The sequence below is a fragment of the Amycolatopsis sulphurea genome, assembly GCF_002564045.1.
GTDB lineage: Bacteria > Actinomycetota > Actinomycetes > Mycobacteriales > Pseudonocardiaceae > Amycolatopsis > Amycolatopsis sulphurea.
Genome location: NZ_PDJK01000002.1, coordinates 2,337,434 through 2,361,589 on the forward strand (window position 1 = coordinate 2,337,434; position 24,156 = coordinate 2,361,589).

The window sequence follows — 24,156 nt, forward strand, 5'->3', positions numbered from 1 at the left end:
CTATCTGCCCGCGCGTGCGATGGCCGTCATTGAGGATCGGCGTAGAACCCGGCAAGCACCTCGAATGCGGCGCCGAGGGCCACCGCCTCCTCGTCCAGATCGCTCACCGTCACGTCGATCCGCTGCCAGTACGGCACCGGCAGCAGCTCCCGCAACTGTGCGGCGACCGTTTCGCGGTAGACCTCCGGCGTCGCCCGGATGGTCCGTCCGAACAGGACGATTCGCTCCAGATCGAGCACCTGCACCAGGTCGGCGAGGCCGATCCCGAGCAGGCGGGCCGCGTCCCGCGGGGTGGCCGCGGTCTGGTGCAGCACTTCGACGCAGCCGCGCCTGCCGCACACGCAGCGCGGACCGGCGTAGGCGATCGTGGTGTGCCCGAACTCGCCGGCGTTCGTGCGCGGTCCACGGTAGACCCGCCCGTCGATCAGCAGGCCGACACCGATACCGGTGCCCACGAGCACCACGGCGGTGGCCGCGGGCGATTCCTGTGGCCACGAGTGCGCGAAGGCCGCCGCGTTCGTGTTCTTGTCCACGGTGACCGGCAGGCCGGTGCGCTCGGCGAGCAGATCGCGCAGCGGCACGTCGTGCCAGCCGGGCATGTTGGTGGCGTCGCGGACCCGGCCGGCGTGGTGGTCGAGCGGCCCGACCGCACCGACGCCGAGGCCGAGCACCCGGGCCGGGTCGACGTCGGCGAGCAGGGCGCGCACCGCGCGGGCGATCGCGCTTACTGCCTGTTCCGGGGCGAACCCGACCGGTAACGCGCCTTCGGTGAGGTCTTCCACCTCTCCGGTGAGCCCGGTGCGCAGCACCAGGAACCCGTCCCGATCGAGCTGAGCGCCGAGCGCGCACCGGGCTTCCGGGCGCAGCCGCAGCAGTGACCGGGGTTTGCCGACGCCCGCCGCGGCCTGCCGTTCGACGTCCAGCAGGCGCTGCGGGAGCAGATCCGCCACGATCTTCGACACGGCCTGCTGCGTCAGCGCGGTCCGCTCGGCCAGCTCGACCCGGCTGAGCCCGCCTTCGCGCAGGATGTGCCCGAGCAGCAGCGCGCGGTTGTGGCGCCGCAGCCCGCGCAGGTTGACACCGGTCTCCGCCATCCGATGATTTTCCCGGCACCTGGCCAGTTACGCAACAGTGTTGTTTAATGGTGCCCATGGTTGATGAGGCACGCGTCGGCATCCTCGGGTACGGGATCGGTGGCCGGGTTTTCCACGCGCCGCTGGTGGCCGCGACCCCGGGACTGGTCCCAGCGGTGCTGGCGACCGGAAACCCGGAGCGGGCGGCCCAGGCCCGTGCGGAGTACCCCGGCGCGGAAGTGGTCCCGGACGCCGACGCGCTGTTCGCCCGTGCGGGAGAACTCGACCTGATCGTGGTGAGCACACCGAACCGCACGCACGTGCCGCTCGCGCTGCGGGCGATCGAGCTGGGCCTGCCGGTGGTCGTGGACAAGCCGTTCGCGCCGACCGCGGCCGAGGGTGAGCGGGTGGTCGCGGCCGCGAAGGAAGCGGGCGTGGGGCTCACTGTGTTCCAGAACCGGCGCTGGGACTCGGATTTCCTGACTGTGCGCAAGGTGCTCGAATCCGGCCGGCTCGGCGAGGTGTTCCGCTTCGAATCCCGGTTCGATCGCTGGGTACCCAAGATCAAGGACAGCTGGCGCGAACTCGGCGATCCGGCCGAGGCGGGCGGGCTGCTCTACGACCTCGGGGCGCACATCGTGGACCAGGCCCTGCAGTTGTTCGGTCCGGTCACCCAGGTCTACGCCGAGGTCGACCGCCGCCGCGCCGGGGTCGCGGTGGACGACGACGTGTTCATCGCGCTGCGCCACGCGAACGGCGTTCGCTCGCAGCTGTGGGCTTCGGCGCTCGCGGGTATCCGAAACCCGCGCTTCCGTGTGCTCGGCGATCGGGCCACGTTCACCAAATACGGTCTCGATGTGCAGGAGCCGCAGATCAAAGAGGGCCTTCGCCCCGGCGACCCCGGCTGGGGCGTGGAACCGGCCGCGAACGCCGGACTGCTTGGTGTGCAAGGCGAAACCGGGATCGTGCCGACCGAGGCCGGCCGCTACGAGACCTTCTACGCCCGGGTCGCCGACGCACTGCGGGAGGACACGCGGTTTCCGGTCGACCCGGCGGGCGCGGTCGCCGCGCTGCGCGTGATCGAGGCCGCGCACCGCTCGGGCGCCGAGGGCCGGGTCGTCCCGCTCGGCTGACGCCCCTCCGGACCGGTCGTGGTCGCGGCGCTTCTCCCCAGTGCCGCGGCAACGCGAAGCAGGTGACCGACGGTTCCGGCGAGAATCACACTGCTCGCTCGACCGAAACCGTCGGCGCCTCGCCAGCGATCCACAACGCGTTGAAACGCTGCTCAGCTGACAATGAACCCGTCACCGTCCGTCGTGTAGCTCTTGCGTCAACTTCTGCACCTTGTTCGCGATGTCCTGTGGTCCTACTCCGGACAAGCTGACCCGGCCTGACTCGTCTACTCCGAACAGAATGCGCCCCTGATCGGTGTCCGCCCAGCCCGGCGGGTTTTCGTTGCGACGGCGCATCCCCCGGCCGTCTCGGATCGCGACATACAGCCGACCGGAGTAGGTGTGCGGCGCGTTGAGCCAGCGCAGCACCTGCTTGGCATCGCGGATACTCGGGCTGGTCGCACCCGGGATCCGGCCACGCTTGATCATGTCCAAGTCAGTGTTCGAGCAGTTCAACGAAGCCAATCGAGCCGCAGGCGCATTCGGGAGCAGCGTTGCGAATTCCCGTGCCAGCGCGTCCGCCGAACATGGGGTGAGGTACAGCATGTCACCCGCTGCTACGACCGTGAACCCGGCCTTGCCGAATGCCGCCGCCCGAACGGTGCGTTCACCCTGGCCCGATTTCACCCAGGAGTAATAGTCCACCCCCGGACGCTGCAGGACGTGCAGCGCTTCGAGAAAGTCGTCGTCGAGGCGCCCGCCTCGCAGGAGCCCACGATCGGCCAATTCACGATCTGTGCCGGCCGCCAGGTTCCGGCGCTCATCCTCCGAATACCACATCGCACCGCGCATGAGCGTCGGGTGAATATCGCCGAGATTGAGCCGTTCCCACAGCACCTCGAACGTCTGAGTGCTCAGCTCCACGGGTCTGTGCAGCACCGTTTCTTCCCTCCCCCTTTCATGGCGTCCGGTCCTACGCGCCGATCACCGGCGGTGTGGGGCGGTCACCGTCGTAACCGCCGAACAGCGAGTCTGGATCCTGTTCCGGCAGCAGGATCTTGCGCTGATGCTCCTCGTCCTCGCTGCCTTTGCCCTTCCCGGCGCCGCCTGCCCCCATGCCACCCATTCCGGCCTGCCCTTTGGCGCCGGTGGCCCCTGCCGTGCCCATACCCGGCCGTCCCGCACCCTCACCCAGCGCGCCGGAACCCGTCCCGGCTCCCGCACCGAGACCGCGACCGGTGGTCGCACCCGAGCCTCCAGAACCGAAACCCCCACCGGCACCGCGGCCACCAGCACTGCCGCCGGATGCGCCGCCGAACCCGCCGGACAGCCCGACGCTTCCGACTCCTGCTCCGCCTCCCAGGCCGGAACCGCTCCCGCCACCCAGGCCGCTGGAACTGCCAGGCCCGCTCTGCCATGAGGGCGCGCCGCCCGGATTCTGGCCGCTGGCGGGGCCGCTCCACGAGGAGCTTGTCTGAGTACCGTCGTTCGGAGCGTGCGCAGGCGGTGGAACCGCGCCGTGGGAGCTACTGGGCGGGGGTGGCGCCGGAATGTGCTCCGCCCCCGGCGGTACGGCATGTGTGCTGGGTCCACCGCCGGAATAGCTGTGCGACCCACCGGACGAGTGCGACGACGAGTGGCCACCCGACCCGGACACATGCGGACCACTCGGCAAGCCCGGCCCCGGCACCTGCGGATCAGGGGTGAACCCACCCGCAGACACCGACGGATCATGCGCCGCCGGATAGTCCATCGGCATCGTCTGCGTACGCGGCGCGCTGTTCTGATCGTAATCCTGATAGACCGCAACGTTCTTCTTCGTTTTGTCGTCGAACTCGGCAGCCGCCTTCTCGTCATCACTCGCGCCGATGGAAATGTAGTCCGTCAGCTTCTGGTCATCCGGACGCGAAGCAGCAACCTCTACCACATTGTTTTTCGCATAATTAAACGCTACCGACTGCTGGCTTAGATGCTGTTGCATCATCGCCATGTTCTGGGCCGCGGTACGCGAAGTCGTGACCATCGGCCCCAGGCCCGCACTGCCGGCGTCAGCAGCCTGGCCCTTCCAGAACGAATTCAGAGCGGCCTGACCATCGGTCAGTTTATCGGCTACGTTATTGTGAATGGTACTGAGCTTGCCGCAGCTGTCGCCTGCATGATCAATACTACTCGAATCTCCCGGCGATCGGAGCAAGCGGTAGATATCAAACCCTGAATAAGCCACCTATTTGCCCTTCATGTGCTCAATAGCGGTTGTGGCAATTTTTTCGGCTATTCCGCACGGGTTGGATTCCGCAGGGCCGCTGCGCAGAAGAATTATTACAACATAAGCAAGGTCATCACGAATGCCGACCGCTAAGTTGCAGTTACCCGTTGCTTCGCCCCCTCGGGCGTAAAAAACTACCGGATATCCGTCAATCGGTGCATGCGGCTGAAAGCTCGTCAAGTAACCTTTCTGGTGGTCCAAGTACAGTCCGTTGATTCCGGAATTTTGCGTCGGTGGAATACCGGCGCTCGCGCTGCCGTGCAGGTCCGTGAAGGTCCACACGCAGAGCTTTCCGTTTTCCGTATCGTTGACGCCGGTTTTCTTTAGTGGTCCACCGAGTTTTTCGACATCACTCGCGGATACTGCTGAGCACGGATCGCTCTCATACGACTTTGTATCTATTATGGGACTGGCTACCCGCGGAGCGAGAAACGGGTCACCGGCGGGCGAGCTTGACGGCGCGGGGGTCGCTTGACCGCTGCTTCCAGAGCTGCATCCGGAGATCGAAACCCCAACGATAGTGGAACAAATAATCGCCGTCAGGTATCGTGCGCGCATGGTCTATCAGTCAGCCTTTCCTTTGCCGCGGAGGGCATCGATTGCGGCATCATCCTGCTTTGTGTATGCAGTTTTAACCTGCTTCAGCACCTCGACATAGGACATGAGGAAATCGACTGCACCTTGCAGGAATCCATTGTAATGGTTTGCAGACTGAATTGCGGCGTTGGCGAAGTCTTTGCTGATATTTTCGCCACCTGGAGGCTTGATCTGCATGAGAAACTGCGCTTCTTGCTATGCGGCAGTCAGGTCGTCGTCCAGTGAGGCTTTCCGGGTAAGCATCTGTGACGCTGGGTGACGGCCTGGGTGTGGTCGTTGCTGGCGGTGGTGACACGCCGAAGTTGTTGTGGTGCAACGTAAAGACGCGGAACATCGGTATGAATTTGGTCCTACCACAGATCAACTTCATAGAGGTTCCGCGCCTGATGAGTGTGTCATACACCGCGACCTTGCCGGTACGCGACCAGACCGTGCTGTACCTGTCGAGCCTGTTGCACGCCGAACGGGTGCGGCGCGGTACCCGCAAAGATCGCCGGGTTCTGACGACGTTCAAGCAGGCGGTCTTGGTGCTGCGCTGGTTTCTCGACGGCACTCGCGTCAAGCAGCTCGCCGTCGACAACGCGATCGGCAAGTCCACCGTGTACACCTATCTCGAGGAGGGGTTCACGGTGCTCGCCGCCCAGGCACCCGCGCTCGAGTCAGCGTTACTGGCGGCGAAAATGGCCGGGCACAGCCACATTTCCATCGACGGCACCCTGATCGAGACCGACCGGGTCCGCACCCCCGGACCCACCGACGGGGTGGACCTGTGGTGGTCGGGCAAACACTCCAATCATGGCGGCAACATCCAGGTCATCACCGCCCCCGACGGCTGGCCCCTGTGGACCTCCGACGTGCGGCCGGGCCGCGAGCACGACACCACCGCACTGCGCGAACACCCCGAGATCCTGCCCGCCCTGGCCACCTGGATCGCCGAGAACACGCCCGCCCTGGGCGACCTGGGCTACGAAGGTGAAGCCGACACCATCACCGTCGCGTTCAAAAAACCGAAAGGCGGCGAACTCACCAAGGAACAGAAGACCCACAACAAAGCCCACAACGGGAAACGAGCGATCGGCGAACGCGGAAACTCCTTGCTGAAGACCACGTTCAAGGCGCTGCGCAACATCAGCCTCTGTCCATGGAAGATCGGCACCATCGTCGCAGCCGCCCTCGTCATCCTCCACATCGAGCACGACCGCACAACATGATCACCCACAGCGACCAACCGTTACCCGGAAAAGCTCAGTAACCCTTCTAGCTTTTGAATTACCTTGTCCATGGCGTCGGGATCGAATTCCCATCCGCCGCTGTTGGCCGCCGCTGCGAAGTCGGATTTGGCCTGGCGGTGCCGAGTGCTTTGTAGTCCGGTGGCTGCCCGGTTGTGGTGACCGGGCCACCGCTCGACAGCGGCAGCGGTGGTGAACCCGGTGGTGGTGGCGGCGCGACGTTCTGCTGATAGACACCGCTAAGGCCGCCTGCCTGCCTGCCCGCCCGACATGATCTCCCCCTCTTCGCAGCCACCCGTTCCGTCCAGGCGGCTTACCTCTGCTCATGCTTGGTTCAGTGCGTGACGATAACAGGGGCCCGACCGGGACGAACCCGGTTCCGTGAAGGGAAACCCCCCGTTCTGCTAGGGGGTGTTCGGTTGCTCGGGCGGGGCGGGATCGCCGGTTGGCGTGTTCTTCGGCGGTTTCGGTGTGTGTGAGGGCTGCGTCGGCTCGGGCTGCCCGTCGACCGGTCGGCCCGGATCCTGCTGGTGGCCGCCACCGGGCTGGTTCCCGGGCCCGTTGCCGGTGCCCGGACCGGTGTCGGTGCCGGTCCCGGGGTTCTGGCCGGTCTGATCGGTACCCGGGGTGTTCGCGTCGGCAGGGTTGCCCTGGTCCGGGTTGTCGCCCTGGTTCGTGTCGGATGCGATGGAGCCGCCGCCGATCAGCGACACCTGGTCGAACCGCTCCCCCGGCTTGCCGCTGAGGTACTGCTTCATGAACTTCTCCCACAGCGGACCCGCGATGGTGGACCCGAAGATCGGCGAGTTTCCCTTGCCGTGCAAGGCCTGGTCGCCGTCGGCGCCGACCCACGCGGCGACCGAGACGGATGGGGTGTAGCCGACCATCCAGGTCTGCGCGTTCGCGTTCGCCGCGGAGGCCGGCTCACCCGGCCGCTTGGTGTGCTGCTGGGTACCGGTCTTGCCCGCGCATTCGTGGCCGGACGGGCAGTTCAGCTTCGAGAAGCTGATCACCGGCTTCAGCGCGGCGGTCACGTTGCCCGCGATCTGCTTGCTCTGGTCGGCGTTGGCATCGGAGAACGCCGGCTTGCCCGCGGCGTCCGGTGCCTGGTAGGCGACCTCGTGCTGGGCGTTGGTCACCTTGGCCACGAAGTGCCGGTCGCGCTGCACCCCGTCCCCGGCGAACGTGGCGTACGCCGCTGCCATGTCCGCCGGGGTGATCCGGGTGTCCCCGCCGCCCAGGGAGATGTTGTTGTCCTTTGTGGAGATCTCCGACTGGCCGCCGTTCTCCTTGGTGCGCACGCCGGCGTCCTGTGCGGCCTGCTTGACCGGGCCCTGCTTGGTGACGTTGAGGACCATGTCGTAGAACACGGTGTTCGCGGAGATCTGCATCGCGTGGGCCACCGTGCACGGGCCCGTGCAGCTGGAGCTGTCCCCGGCGTTGCGCACCACCCGGCCGTCGAACGTCCGGTTGTTACTGCCGTCGAACGTCGAGTTGATGCCCTTGCCCATCTTGAGGAACGCGGTGAGATCGAACGGTTTCATCGAGGAACCCGGGTTCTGCGGGGTGTTCGCCCAGTCCCGTCCGGCCTGCTTCTGGCCGTTCACGTCGAGAATCGCCTGCCCGCCGTAGTAGGCAAGCACCCCGCCGGTCTTCGGGTCCACCGCGACCAGCGCGTCGAGCAGCCGGTCGTCCGTCTGGCCCTTCAGCGCGTCGGTGGCCGCCTGGGTGGCCACCTCCTGCGCCTTCTTGTCGATGGTGGTCTGGATGGTGAGCCCGCTGGAGTAGTACTTGTCCTCACCGAGCCCGTGCTGCTCCAGCTCCGCCTTCACCTGGTTGGCGATGAACCGGTACGGCTCGGTCGAATCGTCCTTGGACTCCGACAGCGGGATCGGCGTCGGGAACTGCGCCGAGTGCCGCTGCTCCGGTGTGATGAAGTGGTTCTCCAGCATCCGGTCCAGCGCGGTATTCCAGCGGCCCTGCGCCACCTTCTGGTTCTCCGACCGGCCCGGCTGCTGGATCAGCCCGGCCAGCAACGCGGCCTCGGAGTAGTTCAGCTGCCCGACGTCCTTGTGGAAGAACGCCTGCGAAGCCGCGCCGATGCCGTAGGCACCGCGGCCGAAATAGATGATGTTCAGGTACGCGGTGATGATCTGCGCTTTGGAGTAGGTCTGGTTCATCTTGAACGACTTGGCCAGCTCGGTCCACTTGCGGGTGAGCGTGGGCGCGTCGTTGTCGGTGGCTTTTTTGATGTACTGCTGGGAAATCGTGGACCCGCCGCCGCTGCCGCCGGTCAGCTGGCTGAACGCGGCGCGCACCAGGCCGGTGATATCGAACCCGGAGTTGGTCTCGAAGGTCGCGTCCTCGGTGGCGATCACCGCGCGCTTGACCACTTCGGGGATCTGGTTCTCGGTGAGGATCTGCCGGTTGCCGCCGGGCGGGACGTCCTTGCCCATCGGGCTGCCGTCGGCGTACAGGTAGGTGACCGCCTGGTTCTGCGACTGCGCCACGCTCTGCGGGGAGGGCACGTCCACCAGGAAATAGGTGATCACGAAGGCGATCGCCGGGAGCACGATGAAGAGGCCGACGAACGCGTAGGCGCAGCGCCGGATGATCTTCCATTTCCGCTTCTTGCGCTCTTCCGGGGTGCGGCCCTTCTTGTCCAGGTCTTCTCTGCCAGGCGGCGCCTGGGTGGGTTCGAGCCCGCCTGCCTCGGCGAACTCCTGGTCGGCCCGGCCGTCGTGGATGCGGTGCGTCATCAGCTCGGGTTCCGGCTGCGGCCCGGGCGGCGGAAACGGACGCCGTGGCCGGGGACGGCCCGGTCCGGGGGGCGGCGGCCGGTACCCCGGTGCCGGTCCGGCACCTGGCGGGGGCTGCGGGGAGCCGGGCGGCGGCGAGCCCGGTCCGGGAGGCGGGGATCCGGGGCGCTGCGGTCCGCGGGCCCACGGCGATGGTCCGGGAGGACCCGGAGGTGGTTGACGCCGCGGATCGGGATCCCGGTCTGGCCAGGAGCGGTTGCGGTCGTCGTTCACGTGCGGATCCTCTTCTCGGACTCGGGCGTGCTGCAGGCGCAGAACCCTCTCCGGGAGAGGACGCCCGAGCACGGGCCGAGGTTCACTCCACCGGGCGTATTCGTCCGAGAATCAGCGAAGGCCCTCCCCGGAACGGGAAGGGCCTTCGCCTGCTCAGCCTGTTTTTCCGGGTGGCTCTCCGGTCACCCGCCGCCACCACCGCCGGGGGGACCGAACCCGTTACCGGGCGGCTCACCACCGAGGACCGGCGGCTTGTTCGAGGTGGTCAGCGTCTTGCTGGAGCTGGGTGGGGTGCTCGGCGTGCTGGGTGCCTCGGTGCTGGGCGGCGGGGCCGTGGTCGTGGTCTCCGTGGTCTGGTTCTGGGTCTTGGGGGGCCGCGAGGCGGTCGTGGTCGGAGTGTCGACCGCCTGCTTGCCGATCGGGGCCACCTGGTCGAACTTCTCCGCCGGCTTGTCCTTCAGATAGGCGTCCATGAAGTCCTGCCAGGTCGGTCCGGCGATGGTGGACCCGAAGATCGGCTTGTTGTTCTTGTCGTGCAGCGGCTTGTTGCCGTCGCCGCCGATCCACGCGGCGACCGAGACGGACGGGGTGTAGCCCACCATCCAGGTCTGCGCGTTGCGGTCGTCGTAGGTGCTCGGATCGCCGTCCTGCGGGGAGTACTGCTGGGTACCGGTCTTGCCCGCGCACTGATGGCCGGTGGGGCACTTCAGTTTCGAGTGCGCGATCACCGGGATCAGCGCCTCGGTCACGTTGCCCGCGATCTGCTTGCTCTTGTCGTTGTTCGGATCGAACGCCGGTTTGCCCTGGTTGGTGGTCAGGTCGAAGATCGTCTCGTCCTGGGCGTTCGTCAGCTTCGCGACGAAGTGCTGGTCACGCCGCACCCCGCCGGAGGCGAACGACGAGTAGCCCGCCGCCATGTCCTCCGGCGTGACGGTCGTGGCACCACCACCGAGCGAGATGTTCGCGTCCGCGGTGCCCAGCTTGCCCTTGCCCTGCGGGCCGGGCCGCACACCCGCTTCCTTGGCCGCGTCGGCGACTCGCGCTGGCTTCACGTCGTTGAGGACCATGTCGTAGAACACGGTGTTCACCGAAAGCTCCATGGCGGTCTTGACGGTGCACTGCTTGCTGCAGCTGGAACTGTCCCCCGCGTTGCGGACCTTTCGTCCGCCCAGCATGCGGTTGTTGCTGCCGTCGAAGGTTTCGCCGAGTCCCTTGCCCATCTTGAGGAAGGCGGTCAGGTCGTAGGCCTTCATGGACGAACCCGGGTTCTGCGGGGTGTTCGCCCAGTCCGTGGCGAGCTGGTCCTTGCCCTTGTCGTTCTTCACCGTGTTGGGGCCCCCGTAGTAGGCGAGGACCCCGCCCGTTCTCGGGTCGACCGCGACCAGCGCTCCCTTGATGTTCTGGTCGGTCTGGTCCTTCAGGTTGTCCTGGACGGCCCGCGCCGCTTCCTGCTGTGCCTTCGGATCGATCGTGGTGTGGATCTTCGCGCCGATGTTGTACAGCTTGTCCTGGTCGTAGCCCTTGGCTTCCAGCTCGTCGATGATGCGCTGCTGGATGAAGTAGTCGACGTTCCCGTTGTCCTTCTTCTGGGAACCCTTCGGGATCAGCGTGGGGAACACCGCGGCCTTGCGGTCGGCGGCGGAAAGCCAGTGGTTGGCCACCATCTGGTCCATCACGTAGGTCCAGCGCTTCATCGTGTACGTCTGGTCCTCGGAACGGCTGGGGCCCTGGATCAGCCCGGCCAGCAGCGCCGCCTCCGAGGGCGTGACCTGTGAAATGTCCTTGCCGTAGTACGCCTTCGCGGCCGCCGCCACGCCGTTCGCGCCGCGTCCGAAGTAGACGATGTTGACGTAACTGGTGAAGATGTCCGCCTTGGGCGTCTCGTTGTTCAGCTTGAACGACTTCACCAGCTCGGTCCACTTACGGGTCAGCGTGGGTGCGTCGTTCTTGGTGGCCTGCTTGATGTATTGCTGCGAAATCGTCGAACCACCGCCGGTACCGCCGGTGACCTGGTTGAACACCGAACGCGCGATGGCCATCACGTCGAAGCCGGAGTTGGTCTCGAAGGTGGCGTCCTCGGCCGCGTAGATCGCGTGCTTGATCACGTCGGGCACCTGGTTCGGCTGCAGCAGTTCGCGATCGCCGTCCGCGGGTACCGAGCGGCCCATCTGCTGATTGTTGCCGAAGTAGAAGGTGATCGGCTGGCTCTGCGTCGCCCGGATGTCCTGCGGTGTGGGCACCGAGACGGTGAAATAGGTGATCACGAACGCGATCGCGGGCACCACCACGAACAGCCCGACGCACGCGTAGAGCACCCGCCGGATGATTTTCCAGCGGCGCTTCTTGCGCTGCTTGGGCGTCAGGTCGGCTTTGCTCTTTTTCTTCTTGCCCTGCCCGTCTTCTTCGCCGTCCTCCGGTTCCGGTTCGGCCTCGGCGGCGAACTGCGCGTACTGGGTCTCGTCGTCGTGATCGTCGTACCGGTCGTCGTACGGGTCGTAGCCGAACGTGGTGCCGTTGTGCTCGGCGTGCGTGATCAGGTCCGGCTCGCGGTCCGGATACTCCGGGGGCGGTATCGGCACGGGTACCGGTCGGCCATGCGGCGGGCGCCGGACGGGTCCGGACCGGCTGCCTGGCGGCGGGGGCTGGCGGAAGCCTTGCGGCGGACCGCCGTTCGGCCCCGGACGTCCGGCACCGGGTGGCGGCGGCTGACGGCGCGGCGGCGGGCCGTCCAGGATCCGGGACGGCTGGTTCTGCCGCGGGCGCTGCGGGCGGCGGGGCGGCTCGTCCCCGGACGGCCACTGCGGTCCGGGATCGTCTCCGCCGGGCCACGCGGGGCCGCCCGCCTGCGGGGCACGCGGCGGACGGGGGCCGCCCGCGGGGGGACGGCGGGGCGGGGCCGGGCGCCGGGGGGCCTCGCCGGCGGGCCAGCCGGGACCGGGGTCCTGCTCCGGCCAGTGGGCACGGCGAGGTGCATCAGGCTCCTGACCGGGCCAGGGGCGGTGGCGATCGTCGTTCACTGATGGGCCTCCCAGGCCGGCGCCGGGGTTCGGGACGGGCGCGGCGCCCGGTCCCATGCGGCGGTCGTGGTACTCGTCACTGGTCGGCGGTCCTCCGCGGCCGCCTGGGTTGCGGCTCACCCGTGCCGAGCACGTAGGAGAGGACCAGGTGGTTCCAGTGGCACGTCCGGCACACCTCTACGTCGTAGACGGTGAACTCGGCGAAAAGCGCGGCCATCCGGGTCAGTTCCGCGGGCGTGCGGGCCGATCCCGAGACGTGCTTGAGTTCGTCGCCGTAGACCCAGGAGACCAGGGTCAACGGCGCGCGGCGGCACATCGGGCAGGCGCGGTCCCCGGCTCTGCCGTGAAACTTCGCCGCCCGGAGCAGGTACGGGCTCGCGTCGCAGACCTCATGGTCGCCAACGCGTCCGGAGCGGACGGCGGCCAGCAGCGCACGGCGCTGCAAGGCGTAGTCCACGACCTGCCGCTGGTTTCGCACGGAAGACAGACTACGGGCTCTTCCTGTGCTTGCAGCGCCCCCGGTCGACCGGTACCACGAGCAGCCATCCGGACACGCCGGAGATTCGATAACTCTCTGATGACGTTCCCTGCCTGCGCGGGGAACCCAGGGTTACGTCCGCCACTTCGATGTATCGGAGCGATATAGTGGCCGAGTAGGTTGAGTGAGCCGGTTCCGCAGGGCCGTTCCAGATGGTCAACGGCACCGGCCGCGGTCTGTTCCCGAATGTGGGGTGCGGTGTGCTCGAACTCGCGATCCTCGGATTGCTGCACGAGGCGCCCATGCACGGGTACGTCCTGCGCAAACGTTTGCACGAGACGCTCGGCATGTTCCGGACGTTCTCGTACGGCTCGCTGTACCCGACGCTGCGCCGGTTGCTGCGGGCCGGTTACCTCGTCGAGGAGCTGGACGAGGCGGACGACCGGGCCTGGTCCCGGCGCGGCCGCCGGGTCTATCAGCTCACCGCCGAGGGCAAGGAGCGCTTCGCCGAGCTGCTCGGCGAAGCGGGCCCGGAGACCTGGGACGACGAGGGCTTCGGCGTCCACCTCGCGTTCTTCTCGCGGACACCGGCCGACGTCAGGATGCGAATCCTGGAAGGACGGCGCCGCCGCGTGGAGGAACGGCGGGAGGGCTTGCGCGTAGCGCTGGCTCGGGCCGAGGAGAAGATCGACCGCTATACCCGCGAACTGCACCGGCTCGGGCTGGAGTCGAGTGAGCGGGAGGTGCGCTGGCTCAACGAGCTGATCGCGCACGAACAGGCCGAGCAGCGCGGCCCGGAGCATCCGGGGCGCTGAGCGGCGCCGCAGCGTGGCGGCAGCACAAGCAGATGGACAGAGAACGGATTGAAGGAGAAACCGGCATGGGCGAGAACCGCCGCGTTCGGGTGGCCATCGTGGGCGTCGGCAACTGCGCCTCGTCGCTGGTCCAGGGTGTGCAGTACTACCGTGACGCGGATCCGGCCACCCGCGTGCCCGGCCTGATGCACGTCCAGTTCGGCGAGTACCACGTCCGGGACGTCGAGTTCGCCGCGGCGTTCGACGTGGATGCGAAGAAGGTCGGCCGGGATCTCTCGGAAGCGATCTCCGCCAGCGAGAACAACACCATCAAGATCGCCGACGTGCCGCCGCTCGGGGTGACCGTGCAGCGCGGGCACACCTACGACGGGCTCGGCCGCTTCTACCGCGAGACCATCGACGAGTCCGACGAGACCCCGGTGGACGTGGTCGCCGCGCTCAAGGCCGCCGACGTCGACGTGCTCGTCTCCTACCTGCCGGTGGGTTCGGAGGAGGCGGACAAGTTCTACGCGCAGGCCGCGATCGACGCCGGCGTGGCGTTCGTGAACGCGCTGCCGGTGTTCATCGCCTCCGACCCGGTGTGGGCGAAGAAGTTCACCGACGCCGGCGTGCCGATCGTGGGCGACGACATCAAGTCGCAGGTCGGCGCCACCATCACGCACCGGGTGCTGGCCAAGCTGTTCGAGGACCGCGGGGTGCAGCTCGACCGCACCATGCAGCTCAACGTGGGCGGGAACATGGATTTCCTGAACATGAAGGAGCTGGAGCGGCTCGAATCGAAGAAAATCTCCAAGACCCAGTCGGTCACCTCGCAGGTGGACCGCGACCTGGGCAAGGGCAACGTGCACATCGGGCCGTCGGACTACGTGCAGTGGCTCGACGACCGCAAGTGGGCCTACGTGCGGCTGGAGGGCCGCGCGTTCGGCGACGTGCCGCTGAACCTGGAGTACAAGCTCGAAGTGTGGGACTCGCCGAACTCGGCGGGCATCATCATCGACGCGGTGCGGGCCGCGAAGATCGCACTGGACCGCGGGATCGGCGGCCCGATCCTGTCCGCGTCGTCCTACTTCATGAAGTCGCCGCCGGAGCAGTACGACGACACGACCGCGCGCGACGCGGTGGACAAGTTCATCCAGGGCGAGCTGGAGCGCTGAGCTCCCACTGCCGAGGTCCCGCTGCGGGGAGTCTGCCGACGGCGGGCTCCCCGCAGGCGGGTCACGGCAGGTCGGCGCAGATGAACTGGCTGTTCCCGGTGGTCTTCAGGACCATTTCGGACAGTTCCCGGCCGTGCCGGGCGGCGTACTCCGGCGGGGTGGAGACGGTGACCTGCCAGCCTTGTCCGGTCAGCCAGTCCACCGGATTCCGGCGTGCCTCCTGGGAGAACAGCTCGGTCAGCTGGACGCCGAGCCGCTCCGAGGTGCCCATATGCTGCATGTGGTCGCTCGCGCCGGCGAGGTTCTCGCCGGCGAGCCGTTCCACGCCGATCCGGCTGCCCGGGGCGGAGCAGGCGGCGATCAGGTCGAACAGCTGCTCCTCGACCGGCCCGGGCAGGTACATCAGCAGGCCTTCCGCGAGCCACACGGTGGGCCGGGTCCGGTCGAAACCGGTCTGTTCCAGTGCGGCGGGCCAGTTCTTGCGCAAGTCCGCGGCGACCGCGTGCCGCGTGCAGCGGGGTTTCGCGGCCAGGTCGTCGAACACGTCCTGCTTGAATTCGAGCACGCGGGGCTGGTCCACCTCGTAGAGGTCGCGACCGGTCAGGTCCAGCCGGTAGGCGCGCGCGTCGAGCCCGGCCGCCAGGATCACCACCTGCGGGGCGGGCGAACCGGTGATCAGCTCGTCGAAGTACCGCGATCGCAACCCCATGTAGGGACTCATCGAGGCCCAGACCGGGTCGTCGGTCGCCCGGGTCGGCAGCGGCCGCGGCGGCCGCGCGGCCCGGATGAACTCCGCGGCGAAGGGATCCTCGATCAGCCGGTCCGGCCGGGCGGTCTCGACCGCGCGGCAGGCCGCGATCCCCAGGGCGGTCAGCCCGATGCTGCTGACGATGTCCCATTCCCGATCCGGCGTGCCCACGTCCTGCCCTTCGCTGCCGAGCTTGCGATGCCGGGCAAGGATGGCATTCCGCGTCCGCCCGGCAGCGTGGCGAACCCGGGATGCCGCCGGTTGTCGTAGGTGAGCTGTGTCACCGACCGGCTTTCAACGCCGCGGGCAGTGCGGTCAGGTTCGTCAGCACCGTGGCTCCCGCGAGCGCTTCGGGCTCCGGCGGGAAGTGTGTGTTCGGCGCGGCGTACACGGTCATGCCCGCGGCCTGTGCGGCGCGGAGGCCGTTGGTGGAGTCCTCCACCGCGGCGCATCGCTCGGGCGGGATTTCCAGCAGCATCGCGGCACGCAGGTATACGTCGGGGGCCGGTTTGCCGGCGGCGACCTCCTCACTCGACACCGCGACCGGCACCAGCGAGGTGAGGTCGCACGCGGTGAGAAAGGCGTGGATCAGCACCGGCGGCGACGAGCTGGCGATCGCGACCGGCCACCGGCGGGCGATCTCGCGCACCACCTCCGGGGCGCCGTCGATCACCGGCGGGCCCGCGGTGTAGCGGCTGGCCATCTCGTCGATCACGGTGTTCGCGATCTCGTCCGGCGTCAGCTGGGCGCCGAGGGTGTCCACCAGGTACCGGGCCCACTCCGGCGTGCTCATCCCCTGTTGCGCGCGGGTCGCCTCCGGCCGCCAGGTGCCTCCGTGTGCGGCGACCACGGCGCGGCGCACCGCGTCCCAGGTCAACTCGGAATCCACCAATACCCCATCGAGGTCGAAAATCACCGCGTCCATGGCCTACAGCCTATCGGGTTCGCGAAGTTATTTAGGTTAGCTAAGTGATCTTCGGAAGGGTGATGCGGGATTTCGGGCACCCTCGGCGAGCACTTCTGGACTGTCCGTTTGACTGCGTTCGCCCATTCAGTCCTGATTGCGACGAATACACTCGCTGTTCACCTCTTGGTCCGATCGGGTCGGGTTTCGGCACATACGGTCGCTTCGTTCCCCTACTGAAGTGACCCTGGAGGACCTGTGTCCCTGGAGCCCGGGCGACTGCTGCCCCTGATCTCCGCCCATCCCGGCGGCCGTTCCCCGATCACCTGTGAATACCGGTGCGGTAACGCGTGTGCTCACGAGGCGCCGAACCCGTCGGGCAACGAGTACTTCGGCGACATCGCCAAGGGAGTCTCGCGCCGCGGGGCGTTCAAGGCGGGCGCCGTGATGGCCGCCGCGGCCGGTGGGTTCGCCGCGTTGTCCGGTACCGCCGCGGCCGCCGTGGCCGAGATCCCGCCGGGCCACGGCGCGAAGCCGGTACCCGGCACCGACTTCGACCCCGTGCCGCCGAACCGCCTGGACAAGGTGAGCATCCCCGAGGGTTACGACCAGCAGGTGGTGATCCGCTGGGGCGACGCGGTGGTGCCCGGCGCGCCGAAGTTCGACTTCCGGCGGCAGACCGCGGCGGCGCAGGCGAAGCAGTTCGGCTACAACAACGACTTCGTCGGCCTGATCCCGCAGGACCCGCTCGGCGTGCGGAACCTGCTGGTGGTCAACCACGAGTACACCACCGAGGTACACCTGTTCCCGGCCGATCAGTACGACCCGGCGAACCCGACCGAGGAACAGGTCCGGATCGCCTGGGCCGCGCACGGGCTGTCGGTGCTGCAGACCTTCCGCGATCCGATCGGCGGTGCCCTGCGCACCGTGCCCAGCCCGCTGAACCGGCGGATCACCCTGGACACCGAGTTCGAGGTGCGGGGCCCGGCGGCGGGCTCGAAGTACCTGCGCACCTCGGCCGACCCGACCGGCAAGCGGGTGCGGGGCACGCAGAACAACTGCTCCGGTGGGGTCACGCCGTGGGGCACCGTGCTCTCCGGCGAGGAGAATTTCCACCAGTACTTCGCCAACGCGGACAAGGTCACCGATCCGGAGCAGGCCGCGCGGCTCAAGCGCTACCTGGTCGGCACCGGGGAGAGCACCCGCAAGTGGGAGCGTTTCGACCGGCGCTGGGACGTCGCGCAGGAGCCCAACGAGCCCAACCGGTTCGGCTGGGTGGTGGAGATCGACCCGCACGACCCGCACTCCACGCCGGTCAAGCACACCGCGCTCGGCCGATTCAAGCACGAGGCGGCGACGGTGAAGATCACCGCGGACGGTCGGGTCGCGGTCTACTCCGGGGACGACGAGCGGTTCGAGTACATCTACAAGTTCGTCTCGAAGGGCAAGTACAAGAAGGGCACCTCCGCGCACGCCCGGCGGCACAACTCCGCGCTGCTGGACGAGGGCACGCTCTACGTCGCGAAGTTCACCGGCGACAGCCCGGGCGAGATCGACGGTTCCGGCAAGCTGCCCGCGGACGGCGAGTTCGACGGCACCGGCGAGTGGATTCCGCTCGCCGCCGGTGACAAGTCCTTTGTGGGCGGTTTCACCGCGGAGGAGGTGTACGTGTTCACCCGCCAGGCCGCGGACAAGGCCGGGGCGACCAAAATGGACCGTCCGGAGGACATCGAGCCGAACCCGGTCAACGGCCGGATCTACGCGGCGCTGACCAACAACACCGACCGCGGCGCGGCGGGCAAGGCGGGCGTGGACGAGGTGAATCCCCGCAACCGCAACAAGAACGGGCACGTGCTGGAGTGGGAGGAGGACCGCGGCGACGCCGCGGCCACCCGGCTGCGCTGGCGGCTGCTGCTGGTCTGTGGCGATCCGGCCGCCGCGGACACCTACTTCGGCGGGTTCCCGAAGGACCGGGTCAGCCCGATCTCCTGCCCGGACAACGTCGCCTTCGACGCGCACGGCAACCTGTGGATCTCCACCGACGGCAACACCCTCGGCGCCAACGACGGGTTGTTCTCGGTCCCGGTCAGTGGTCCCGAGCGTGGGCACGTCAAGCAGTTCCTCTCCGTGCCGGTGGGGGCCGAGACCTGCGGTCCGGTGGTCACCGACCAGCTGGTGCTGGTCGCCGTGCAGCATCCGGGCGAGGACGCGAAGAACTCGGCGGAGCCGACTTCGCACTGGCCCGACGGGGGCAGCTCGCAGCCGCGCCCGGCCATCGTGTCGGTGTGGCGGAAGGGCCGCTTCGGGCTGGTCGGCCGGATCGGGCAGCGGTAACTCTTTGGGGTGGCTCCTCCTGCGTACTCCCGCCGGAGGGTAATAGCTTCACCGGGTGAGGCGGGTGAAGAGGGTCGCGATCGGACGGTCGACGGGCGTGCTGGCCGGCACAGTGGTGCTGGCCAGCGCGCTCGTCGTCGTTCTTCCGGGTTCGGCACCCGCGGCAGGCGGTCCGGCCTGCGGCGGGATCGCTGCGAACGCCGGCGTGGAGGACACCGCGTCCGGCGGAATGCCGAGCGGTTACGTGTTCACCCCGGCCGCGCCGGTGCCGCGCAGCACCCCGCCGGACCGGATGCCCAAGCTCGTCACCAGCACCGCGTACCCGGTCGAGGGCAAGGTGAACGCGCAGATCCAGACGCCGGACGGCCGGGTCAGCTGGGCGAGCCAGGAGCTGCGTGCGGTGCCCGGCGGCCGCTACGCACTGTCGGTCTGGACCGGTACGAACGCGTCGAACCTGGGTTCCCGGGCGGTCACCAAGGTGGGCTTGCGCTTCGCCGACACCGCGGGCCGGACGCTGCTGGACCACGCCGTCGACGTGGGGCACGACGTTGCCACGGACGGCAAGCTCGCGAAGCAGGACCTGCCCGCGGTGGCCGCGCCGGACCGGACCTCGGCGGCCCTGTTCTACGCCACCACCAACCACAACTGGGTCAGGTGGGACTGCGTGCACGCGGATCTGGCGGCCTACACGGTCAAGCAGGAAGTGCGGAACCCGGCGAACGGCGAATGGTCCGCGTCTGCCGCGATCCCGGCCGGTGAGACCGCGCACTACCGGATCACCGTGGCCAACACCGGGTCCGAACCGCTCACCGGCCTGCTGGTGAAGGACCCGTGGTGCACCGGGCTGCCTGGCGCGTTCGACCTCGCCCCGGGCGCGAACCGGGCGCTGACCTGCGATCATCCGAACCTGACCGAGGACGACGACGGGCACGTCAGCACCGCGACCGTCAGCGGCGCGAACTCACCCGCCGGACCTCTCGCGGACCAGAAGGCGACCGCGACGATCGCCGTCACTCCGCAGCCGGCGGTCGGCAAGATCGGCGACCGGGTGTGGAAGGACCTGAATCGCAACGGCCTGCAGGACGACGGTGAGCCCGGGTACCCCGAGCTGCCCGTGACGTTGAAGGACGGCGCCGGTGGCACCGTCGCGTCCACGCGTACCGCGGCGGATGGCAGCTACCTGTTCGACAAGCGGCCGGACGGTACGTATCAGGTCTGCTTCGACGTGCACGCGCTGCCGGGCGGCCTCGCGGTGACCCGCCGCGGCGCCGGGGACCCGGCCCGCGATTCCGACGCCGACCCGGACAGCGGCTGTACCGCGCCGTTCACCCTCGGGGGGAAGGCCCGCGAACGGACCGATCTGGACCTCGGTCTCGCCCCGCAGCTGCCGCCCACTCCGGCGCCGCCGACCTCGTCCGCGGGACCACCACCCCCACCGGTCACTCGCCCGAGCGGCGCACCAGCAGTTTCCTGACCACTCTGCGTAACCCGCGCCGAGATGTGAGACTGTCCCCGCAGCTCATTTCTCGGGGAGGTCGGGAACACTCATGACCGCGGCAGTGACCGTCGGCGAGCCGATCGTGCAGCCACCCCCGTGGTACCGCCGTCCGGTGGCCTGGACCTGGATCGCCACCGCGGCCACGCTCGTGCTCTACGCGGTATTGGCCTGGCAGCGGCGCTGGATGAGCGACGACGGGCTGATCGTGCTCCGCACCGTCCGGCAGATCCTCGCCGGGAACGGGCCGGTGTTCAACATCGGGGAGCGGGTCGAGGCGAACACCAGCCCGCTGTGGACCTGGCTGCTCGCCGGGCTCGGCACCTTCCCCGTTCCCTCGCTGGAATGGGTGGCCGTGCTCACCGGGCTGCTCTGCGCCGTCGGCGGGCTCTTCTTCGGCCTCGACGGTGCCCGGCGGCTCTACGGCGGCGCGGTCGTGCCGGCCGGCGCTCTGGTCGTGGTCGTGCTGCCGCCGTTCCGGGACTTCGCGACGTCCGGCCTGGAAACCGGGCTGGCCATGCTGTGGCTCGGATTGTGCTGGTGGCTGCTGGTCCGGGGAAAGGGTGCCCTCGGCACGGCGGTGGTGCTGGGTCTCGGTCCGCTGGTGCGGCCCGATCTGGCGTTGTTCACCCTCGTCGGATTCGTCGCGCTCGTGCTCTTGCACCGGCCGAAGGTGCGCGCCGGGCTCGGCTGGCTGGCCGCCGGGGTGGCGCTGCCGGTCGGCTACCAGGTTTTCCGGATGGGCTACTACGGCCTGCTCGTGCCGAACACCGCGCTGGCGAAGGAAGCCGGGGACGAGGACTGGTCGCGCGGGTTCGATTACCTGCTCGACCTGGTCGACCCGTACCTGCTGTGGTTGCCGCTGATCCTGCTGGCGGCGGTCGTCGTACTCGCCCGCCGTTCGCGGATCCTGATGCTCGCGCCGATCGTCGCCGGGGTGCTGATGGCGGCGTACGTGGTGCGGGTCGGCGGGGATTTCATGCACGGCCGGATGCTGCTGCCCGCGTTGTTCGCGCTGTTGCTGCCGGTGCTGGCGATCCCGCTGACCCGGCGGACGGCCGCGTTCGCCACGCTCGTCGCGGTCTGGTCGGTGGTGGCCGGCGGCTGGCTGCGCGTGCCGTACGAGAAGACCGAGCTGGCGAACGGGATCGCCGACGAGCGGTCGTTCTGGGTCGTGGTCACCGGCACGCCGAACCCGGTGGCGGCCGAAGACTTCCTCCACCATGGGGAGTTCCGTCGCGCAGTCGAAGCGGTGGACGCCACCGGCCGGCCCGCGGTGCTCGCCTACAGCTACGGCGATGTCAAGCAATGGTTCCGCTTCCCCACCAGCCGTCCGTACGTGACGATGGCCGCGGACAGCATTGGTGCGATCGGCAACCTGGTCTCCCTCGATGTCCGCGTGCATGATGGCTACGGGCTCTCCAGCGACCTCGCAGCACACTCCTCGCCAATTCCCGACGGCCGGGCCGGGCATGCGAAGTGGCTGATCCCGGCGTGGGAGATCGCCGAGGCGGGCAATTCCGATGTCGCCGACGACGGCCAGATCCGGATCTTCCAGCCCGGCACGATCGACGCCGCCCGCGCGGCCCTGCGCTGTCCCGGCGAACAGGAGGTGCTCGCTTCGACCCGGGGCGAGATGTCGTGGAATCGCTTCCTCGACAATTTCACCGGTTCTTGGCAGCGCACGGCCATCCGTTACCCGCGAGACCCCGTCGAAGCCGCCCGCTGCTGAGGCCTACCGTGGCCGGTATGACCGATCTTCCGCTCGCCCTGGTCACCGGCGCCTCCCGCGGCATCGGCGCGGCCATCGCCCACCAGCTCGCCCCGACCCACCGGCTGCTGCTGGGCGGCCGCGACGCGGACGCGCTCGCGAAGGTCGCTGCGGAGCTGCCGGGCGCGCAGCCGTGGCCGGTGGATCTCACCGATCCCGCCGCGGTCGAAGCCGCCGCGAGTGGGATCGGGCGGCTCGAAGTCCTCGTGCACTCCGCCGGGATCGGGCGGATCGGCGCGATCGCCGAGGCCCCGGCGTCGGCCTGGCGGGCCAACTTCGAGATCAACGTGCTCGCGGTGGCCGAGCTGACCCGGCATCTCCTGCCCGCGCTGCGGGCCGCCCGCGGTCACGTGGTGGTGCTCAACTCCGGAGCCGGACAGACCGCCCGGCCCGGCTGGGCTCCTTACGCAGCAAGCAAATTCGCCGCCCGCGCGTTCGCCGACGCACTCCGCGCCGAGGAGCCGGAGCTACGCGTGACCTCGGTCTACCCCGGCCGCACCGACACCGACTTGCAGCGCAACGTGATCGCCCAGGAAGGCGGCACCTACGACGCGACGAAGTACCTTCGTCCGGACTCCGTGGCCACCGCAGTGCTCACCGCCGTCACCGCGACTCCGGACGCGCACCTCACCGAGATCACCGTCCGCCCCCGCTGACCGGACCCAAGGCTGTGAAGGGACCCTTCACGGACGCACGGGCTGTGAAGGGTCCCTTCACAGCCCGCGAAAGCGAGCGCGCAGCCCGCGAAAGTTAGGCGCGCAGCCGGGCTGCGGTGTCGGTGACCGACGCCTGCACCTCGGCCCGGTCCACGCGGGTCGATTCGCCCGCGGCGATCACCGGCTCGCCGCCCACCCACACGTCGCGGACACGGCGCGAACCCGCCGCCCACACGAGGTTCGACAGCAGCTGCTCGTCCGGAACGTCCAGGCCCGCGGCGAACGCCGGATCGTCGAGATCCACGTGCACCAGGTCGGCCCAGCGGCCCGGCTCCAGCGCGCCGAGATCGGGGCGGCCGAGCGCTTCCGCGCCACCGCGGGTGGCCAGCAGGAAGGCGTCCGCCGCGGTCAGCGCCGTGGAGTCGTTCGTGGCCAGCCGGGCCAGCATCGCGCTGAGCTGCACCTCTTCCCACAGGTCGAGGTCGTCGTTGGAGGCCGGGCCGTCGGTGCCGAGGCCGACCGCGACGCCGGCCGCCCGCAGTTCCTTGACCCGCGCGATCCCGGAGGCGAGCTTCGCGTTCGAGCCGGGGCAGTGCGCCATGCCGACACCCCGCGCGGCGAACAGCGCGATGTCCTCGTCCGACAGGTGAATGGCGTGCGCGGCGAGGGTACGCCCGGCGAGAATGCCCACCTCGTCGAGCAGCTTCGGCACCGAACCGTGCTGCTCCCGCTGCACCAGATCCTCGTTCGCGGCCTCGGCGACGTGGATCTGTACGAGCGCACCACGCGCGGCAGCGGATTCCGCGACGGCACGCAGACCGTCCGGGTTCAGCATGTACGCCGAGTGCGGGCCGTAGCCCAGCTCGATCCGTTCCGCCGGGCCGAAACGCAGGCCGTCGGCGTCGATCCAGCGCTCGATGGCCTCCAGCGAGGTGCGCCAGTTCATCCCCGGCAGCTCCATCACCGGCGGAGCCACCAGCGTGCGGCCACCGGTGGTCAGCACCGCGTCCACCAGCTGCTCGCCCTCGAAGTACATCTCCGCGCTGGTGGTCACGCCGTGCCGGAGCATCTCGACCGAACCCAGCAGCATGCCGGTGCGCACGTCCGCGGGCTTGAGCTTGGCCTCGGCCGGCCAGATGATCTCGTGCAGCCAGCGCAGCAGCGGCAGGTCGCCGCCCATCCCGCGCAGCAACGTCATCGGGCTGTGCGCGTGCGTGTTGACCAGCCCTGGCAACAGGATCCCGCCGAGCCGGGTCACCTCGCCGGCGAACTCCGGGGCGTCCGCTTCCGGCCCGGCGAAACCGATCCGCCCGTCGTCGGTCACGTCCACCACCGCGGAGCGCAGCACGGAACAGGCGGGATCGGCGGGCAGGACGACGGGGGCGTGGAAGCGACGAGACATCCCGTGATCGTACGACCGGAATGTCAACAGCAGCTGAGGGGCAGCCCACCCAGCGTTTTACTCCCGATTACCG

At 68.7% G+C, this 24,156-nt stretch carries 19 protein-coding genes; 8 read left to right on the plus strand and 11 right to left on the minus strand.

The annotated features are described in order from the left end of the window. Window positions 1-26 precede the first annotated feature (26 nt). Window positions 27-1,094 carry an ROK family transcriptional regulator gene (locus tag ATK36_RS17025; protein WP_098512463.1) on the minus strand — a complete coding sequence of 356 codons (1,068 nt, stop codon included), beginning with the start codon at window positions 1,092-1,094 and terminating at the stop codon, window positions 27-29. A 56-nt stretch (window positions 1,095-1,150) separates the two neighbouring features. On the opposite strand from ATK36_RS17025, the gene ATK36_RS17030 reads away from it, so the two are divergent. Further along, complete coding sequence (locus ATK36_RS17030; RefSeq protein ID WP_098512464.1) at window positions 1,151-2,206, plus strand: Gfo/Idh/MocA family oxidoreductase; 1,056 nt, start codon at window positions 1,151-1,153, stop codon at window positions 2,204-2,206. A gap of 171 nt (window positions 2,207-2,377) precedes the next feature. On the opposite strand, the gene ATK36_RS17035 is transcribed toward ATK36_RS17030, so the two are convergent. From ATK36_RS17035 to ATK36_RS31530, 4 genes are read right to left on the minus strand one after another with little or no spacing between them, the layout of a single operon-like run. Then, window positions 2,378-3,124, minus strand: coding sequence for an ESX secretion-associated protein EspG (locus ATK36_RS17035; RefSeq protein WP_098512465.1), 747 nt, complete (start codon window positions 3,122-3,124; stop codon window positions 2,378-2,380). Between the two features lie 34 nt (window positions 3,125-3,158). Continuing rightward, on the minus strand, window positions 3,159-4,409 hold the full coding sequence (locus ATK36_RS17040) for a hypothetical protein (protein WP_098512466.1): 1,251 nt from the start codon (window positions 4,407-4,409) through the stop codon (window positions 3,159-3,161). Then, window positions 4,410-5,009 carry a DUF3558 domain-containing protein gene (locus tag ATK36_RS17045; protein ID WP_098512467.1) on the minus strand — a complete coding sequence of 200 codons (600 nt, stop codon included), beginning with the start codon at window positions 5,007-5,009 and terminating at the stop codon, window positions 4,410-4,412. It abuts the gene before it with no gap. A gap of 6 nt (window positions 5,010-5,015) precedes the next feature. Continuing rightward, a complete protein-coding gene (locus tag ATK36_RS31530; protein WP_141544472.1) occupies window positions 5,016-5,225 on the minus strand; it encodes a PE domain-containing protein in 210 nt (69 codons plus the stop codon). A 209-nt stretch (window positions 5,226-5,434) separates the two neighbouring features. Here ATK36_RS31530 and ATK36_RS17050 point away from each other — a divergent pair, with 209 nt between their 5' ends. Continuing rightward, window positions 5,435-6,259 carry an HARBI1 family protein gene (locus tag ATK36_RS17050; protein WP_098512468.1) on the plus strand — a complete coding sequence of 275 codons (825 nt, stop codon included), beginning with the start codon at window positions 5,435-5,437 and terminating at the stop codon, window positions 6,257-6,259. Between the two features lie 422 nt (window positions 6,260-6,681). Here the strand turns inward: ATK36_RS17050 and ATK36_RS17055 are convergent, their stop codons facing one another. The 3 genes from ATK36_RS17055 to ATK36_RS17065 form a co-directional block, all read right to left on the minus strand. Continuing rightward, a complete protein-coding gene (locus ATK36_RS17055) occupies window positions 6,682-9,036 on the minus strand; it encodes a transglycosylase domain-containing protein (protein ID WP_098512469.1) in 2,355 nt (784 codons plus the stop codon). A 455-nt stretch (window positions 9,037-9,491) separates the two neighbouring features. Next, window positions 9,492-12,383, minus strand: coding sequence for a transglycosylase domain-containing protein (locus tag ATK36_RS17060; protein WP_098514948.1), 2,892 nt, complete (start codon window positions 12,381-12,383; stop codon window positions 9,492-9,494). A gap of 19 nt (window positions 12,384-12,402) precedes the next feature. Further along, window positions 12,403-12,804 carry a DUF5318 domain-containing protein gene (locus ATK36_RS17065; protein ID WP_098512470.1) on the minus strand — a complete coding sequence of 134 codons (402 nt, stop codon included), beginning with the start codon at window positions 12,802-12,804 and terminating at the stop codon, window positions 12,403-12,405. 260 nt (window positions 12,805-13,064) lie between these two features. On the opposite strand from ATK36_RS17065, the gene ATK36_RS17070 reads away from it, so the two are divergent. Both ATK36_RS17070 and ATK36_RS17075 read left to right on the plus strand, forming a co-directional pair. Beyond that, on the plus strand, window positions 13,065-13,619 hold the full coding sequence (locus ATK36_RS17070) for a PadR family transcriptional regulator (RefSeq protein ID WP_098514949.1): 555 nt from the start codon (window positions 13,065-13,067) through the stop codon (window positions 13,617-13,619). 65 nt (window positions 13,620-13,684) lie between these two features. Further along, complete coding sequence (locus ATK36_RS17075) at window positions 13,685-14,773, plus strand: inositol-3-phosphate synthase (RefSeq protein ID WP_098512471.1); 1,089 nt, start codon at window positions 13,685-13,687, stop codon at window positions 14,771-14,773. 61 nt (window positions 14,774-14,834) lie between these two features. On the opposite strand, the gene ATK36_RS17080 is transcribed toward ATK36_RS17075, so the two are convergent. Together ATK36_RS17080 and ATK36_RS17085 are read right to left on the minus strand one after the other, a co-directional pair. Then, window positions 14,835-15,692 (minus strand): SAM-dependent methyltransferase, encoded by an 858-nt coding sequence (locus ATK36_RS17080; RefSeq protein WP_098512472.1) that lies wholly within the window; start codon window positions 15,690-15,692, stop codon window positions 14,835-14,837. 109 nt (window positions 15,693-15,801) lie between these two features. Continuing rightward, entirely contained in the window at window positions 15,802-16,446 is a 645-nt protein-coding gene (locus tag ATK36_RS17085) for an HAD family hydrolase (protein ID WP_098512473.1), read from the minus strand. A gap of 237 nt (window positions 16,447-16,683) precedes the next feature. Between ATK36_RS17085 and ATK36_RS17090 the strand changes: the two genes are divergently transcribed. The 4 genes from ATK36_RS17090 (at window position 16,684) to ATK36_RS17105 (ending at window position 22,681) form a co-directional block, all read left to right on the plus strand. Then, on the plus strand, window positions 16,684-18,759 hold the full coding sequence (locus ATK36_RS17090; protein ID WP_098512474.1) for a PhoX family protein: 2,076 nt from the start codon (window positions 16,684-16,686) through the stop codon (window positions 18,757-18,759). A 64-nt stretch (window positions 18,760-18,823) separates the two neighbouring features. Further along, window positions 18,824-20,233, plus strand: coding sequence for a DUF7850 domain-containing protein (locus tag ATK36_RS17095; RefSeq protein WP_245914835.1), 1,410 nt, complete (start codon window positions 18,824-18,826; stop codon window positions 20,231-20,233). A gap of 73 nt (window positions 20,234-20,306) precedes the next feature. Further along, window positions 20,307-21,986, plus strand: coding sequence for an arabinofuranosyltransferase AftB family protein (locus ATK36_RS17100; protein ID WP_098512476.1), 1,680 nt, complete (start codon window positions 20,307-20,309; stop codon window positions 21,984-21,986). A 17-nt stretch (window positions 21,987-22,003) separates the two neighbouring features. After that, complete coding sequence (locus ATK36_RS17105; protein ID WP_098512477.1) at window positions 22,004-22,681, plus strand: SDR family oxidoreductase; 678 nt, start codon at window positions 22,004-22,006, stop codon at window positions 22,679-22,681. Between the two features lie 94 nt (window positions 22,682-22,775). Here the strand turns inward: ATK36_RS17105 and ATK36_RS17110 are convergent, their stop codons facing one another. Further along, window positions 22,776-24,083: an amidohydrolase family protein gene (locus ATK36_RS17110; RefSeq protein WP_098512478.1), complete on the minus strand. Its 1,308-nt coding sequence runs from the start codon at window positions 24,081-24,083 to the stop codon at window positions 22,776-22,778. Between the last annotated feature and the right edge of the window lie 73 nt (window positions 24,084-24,156).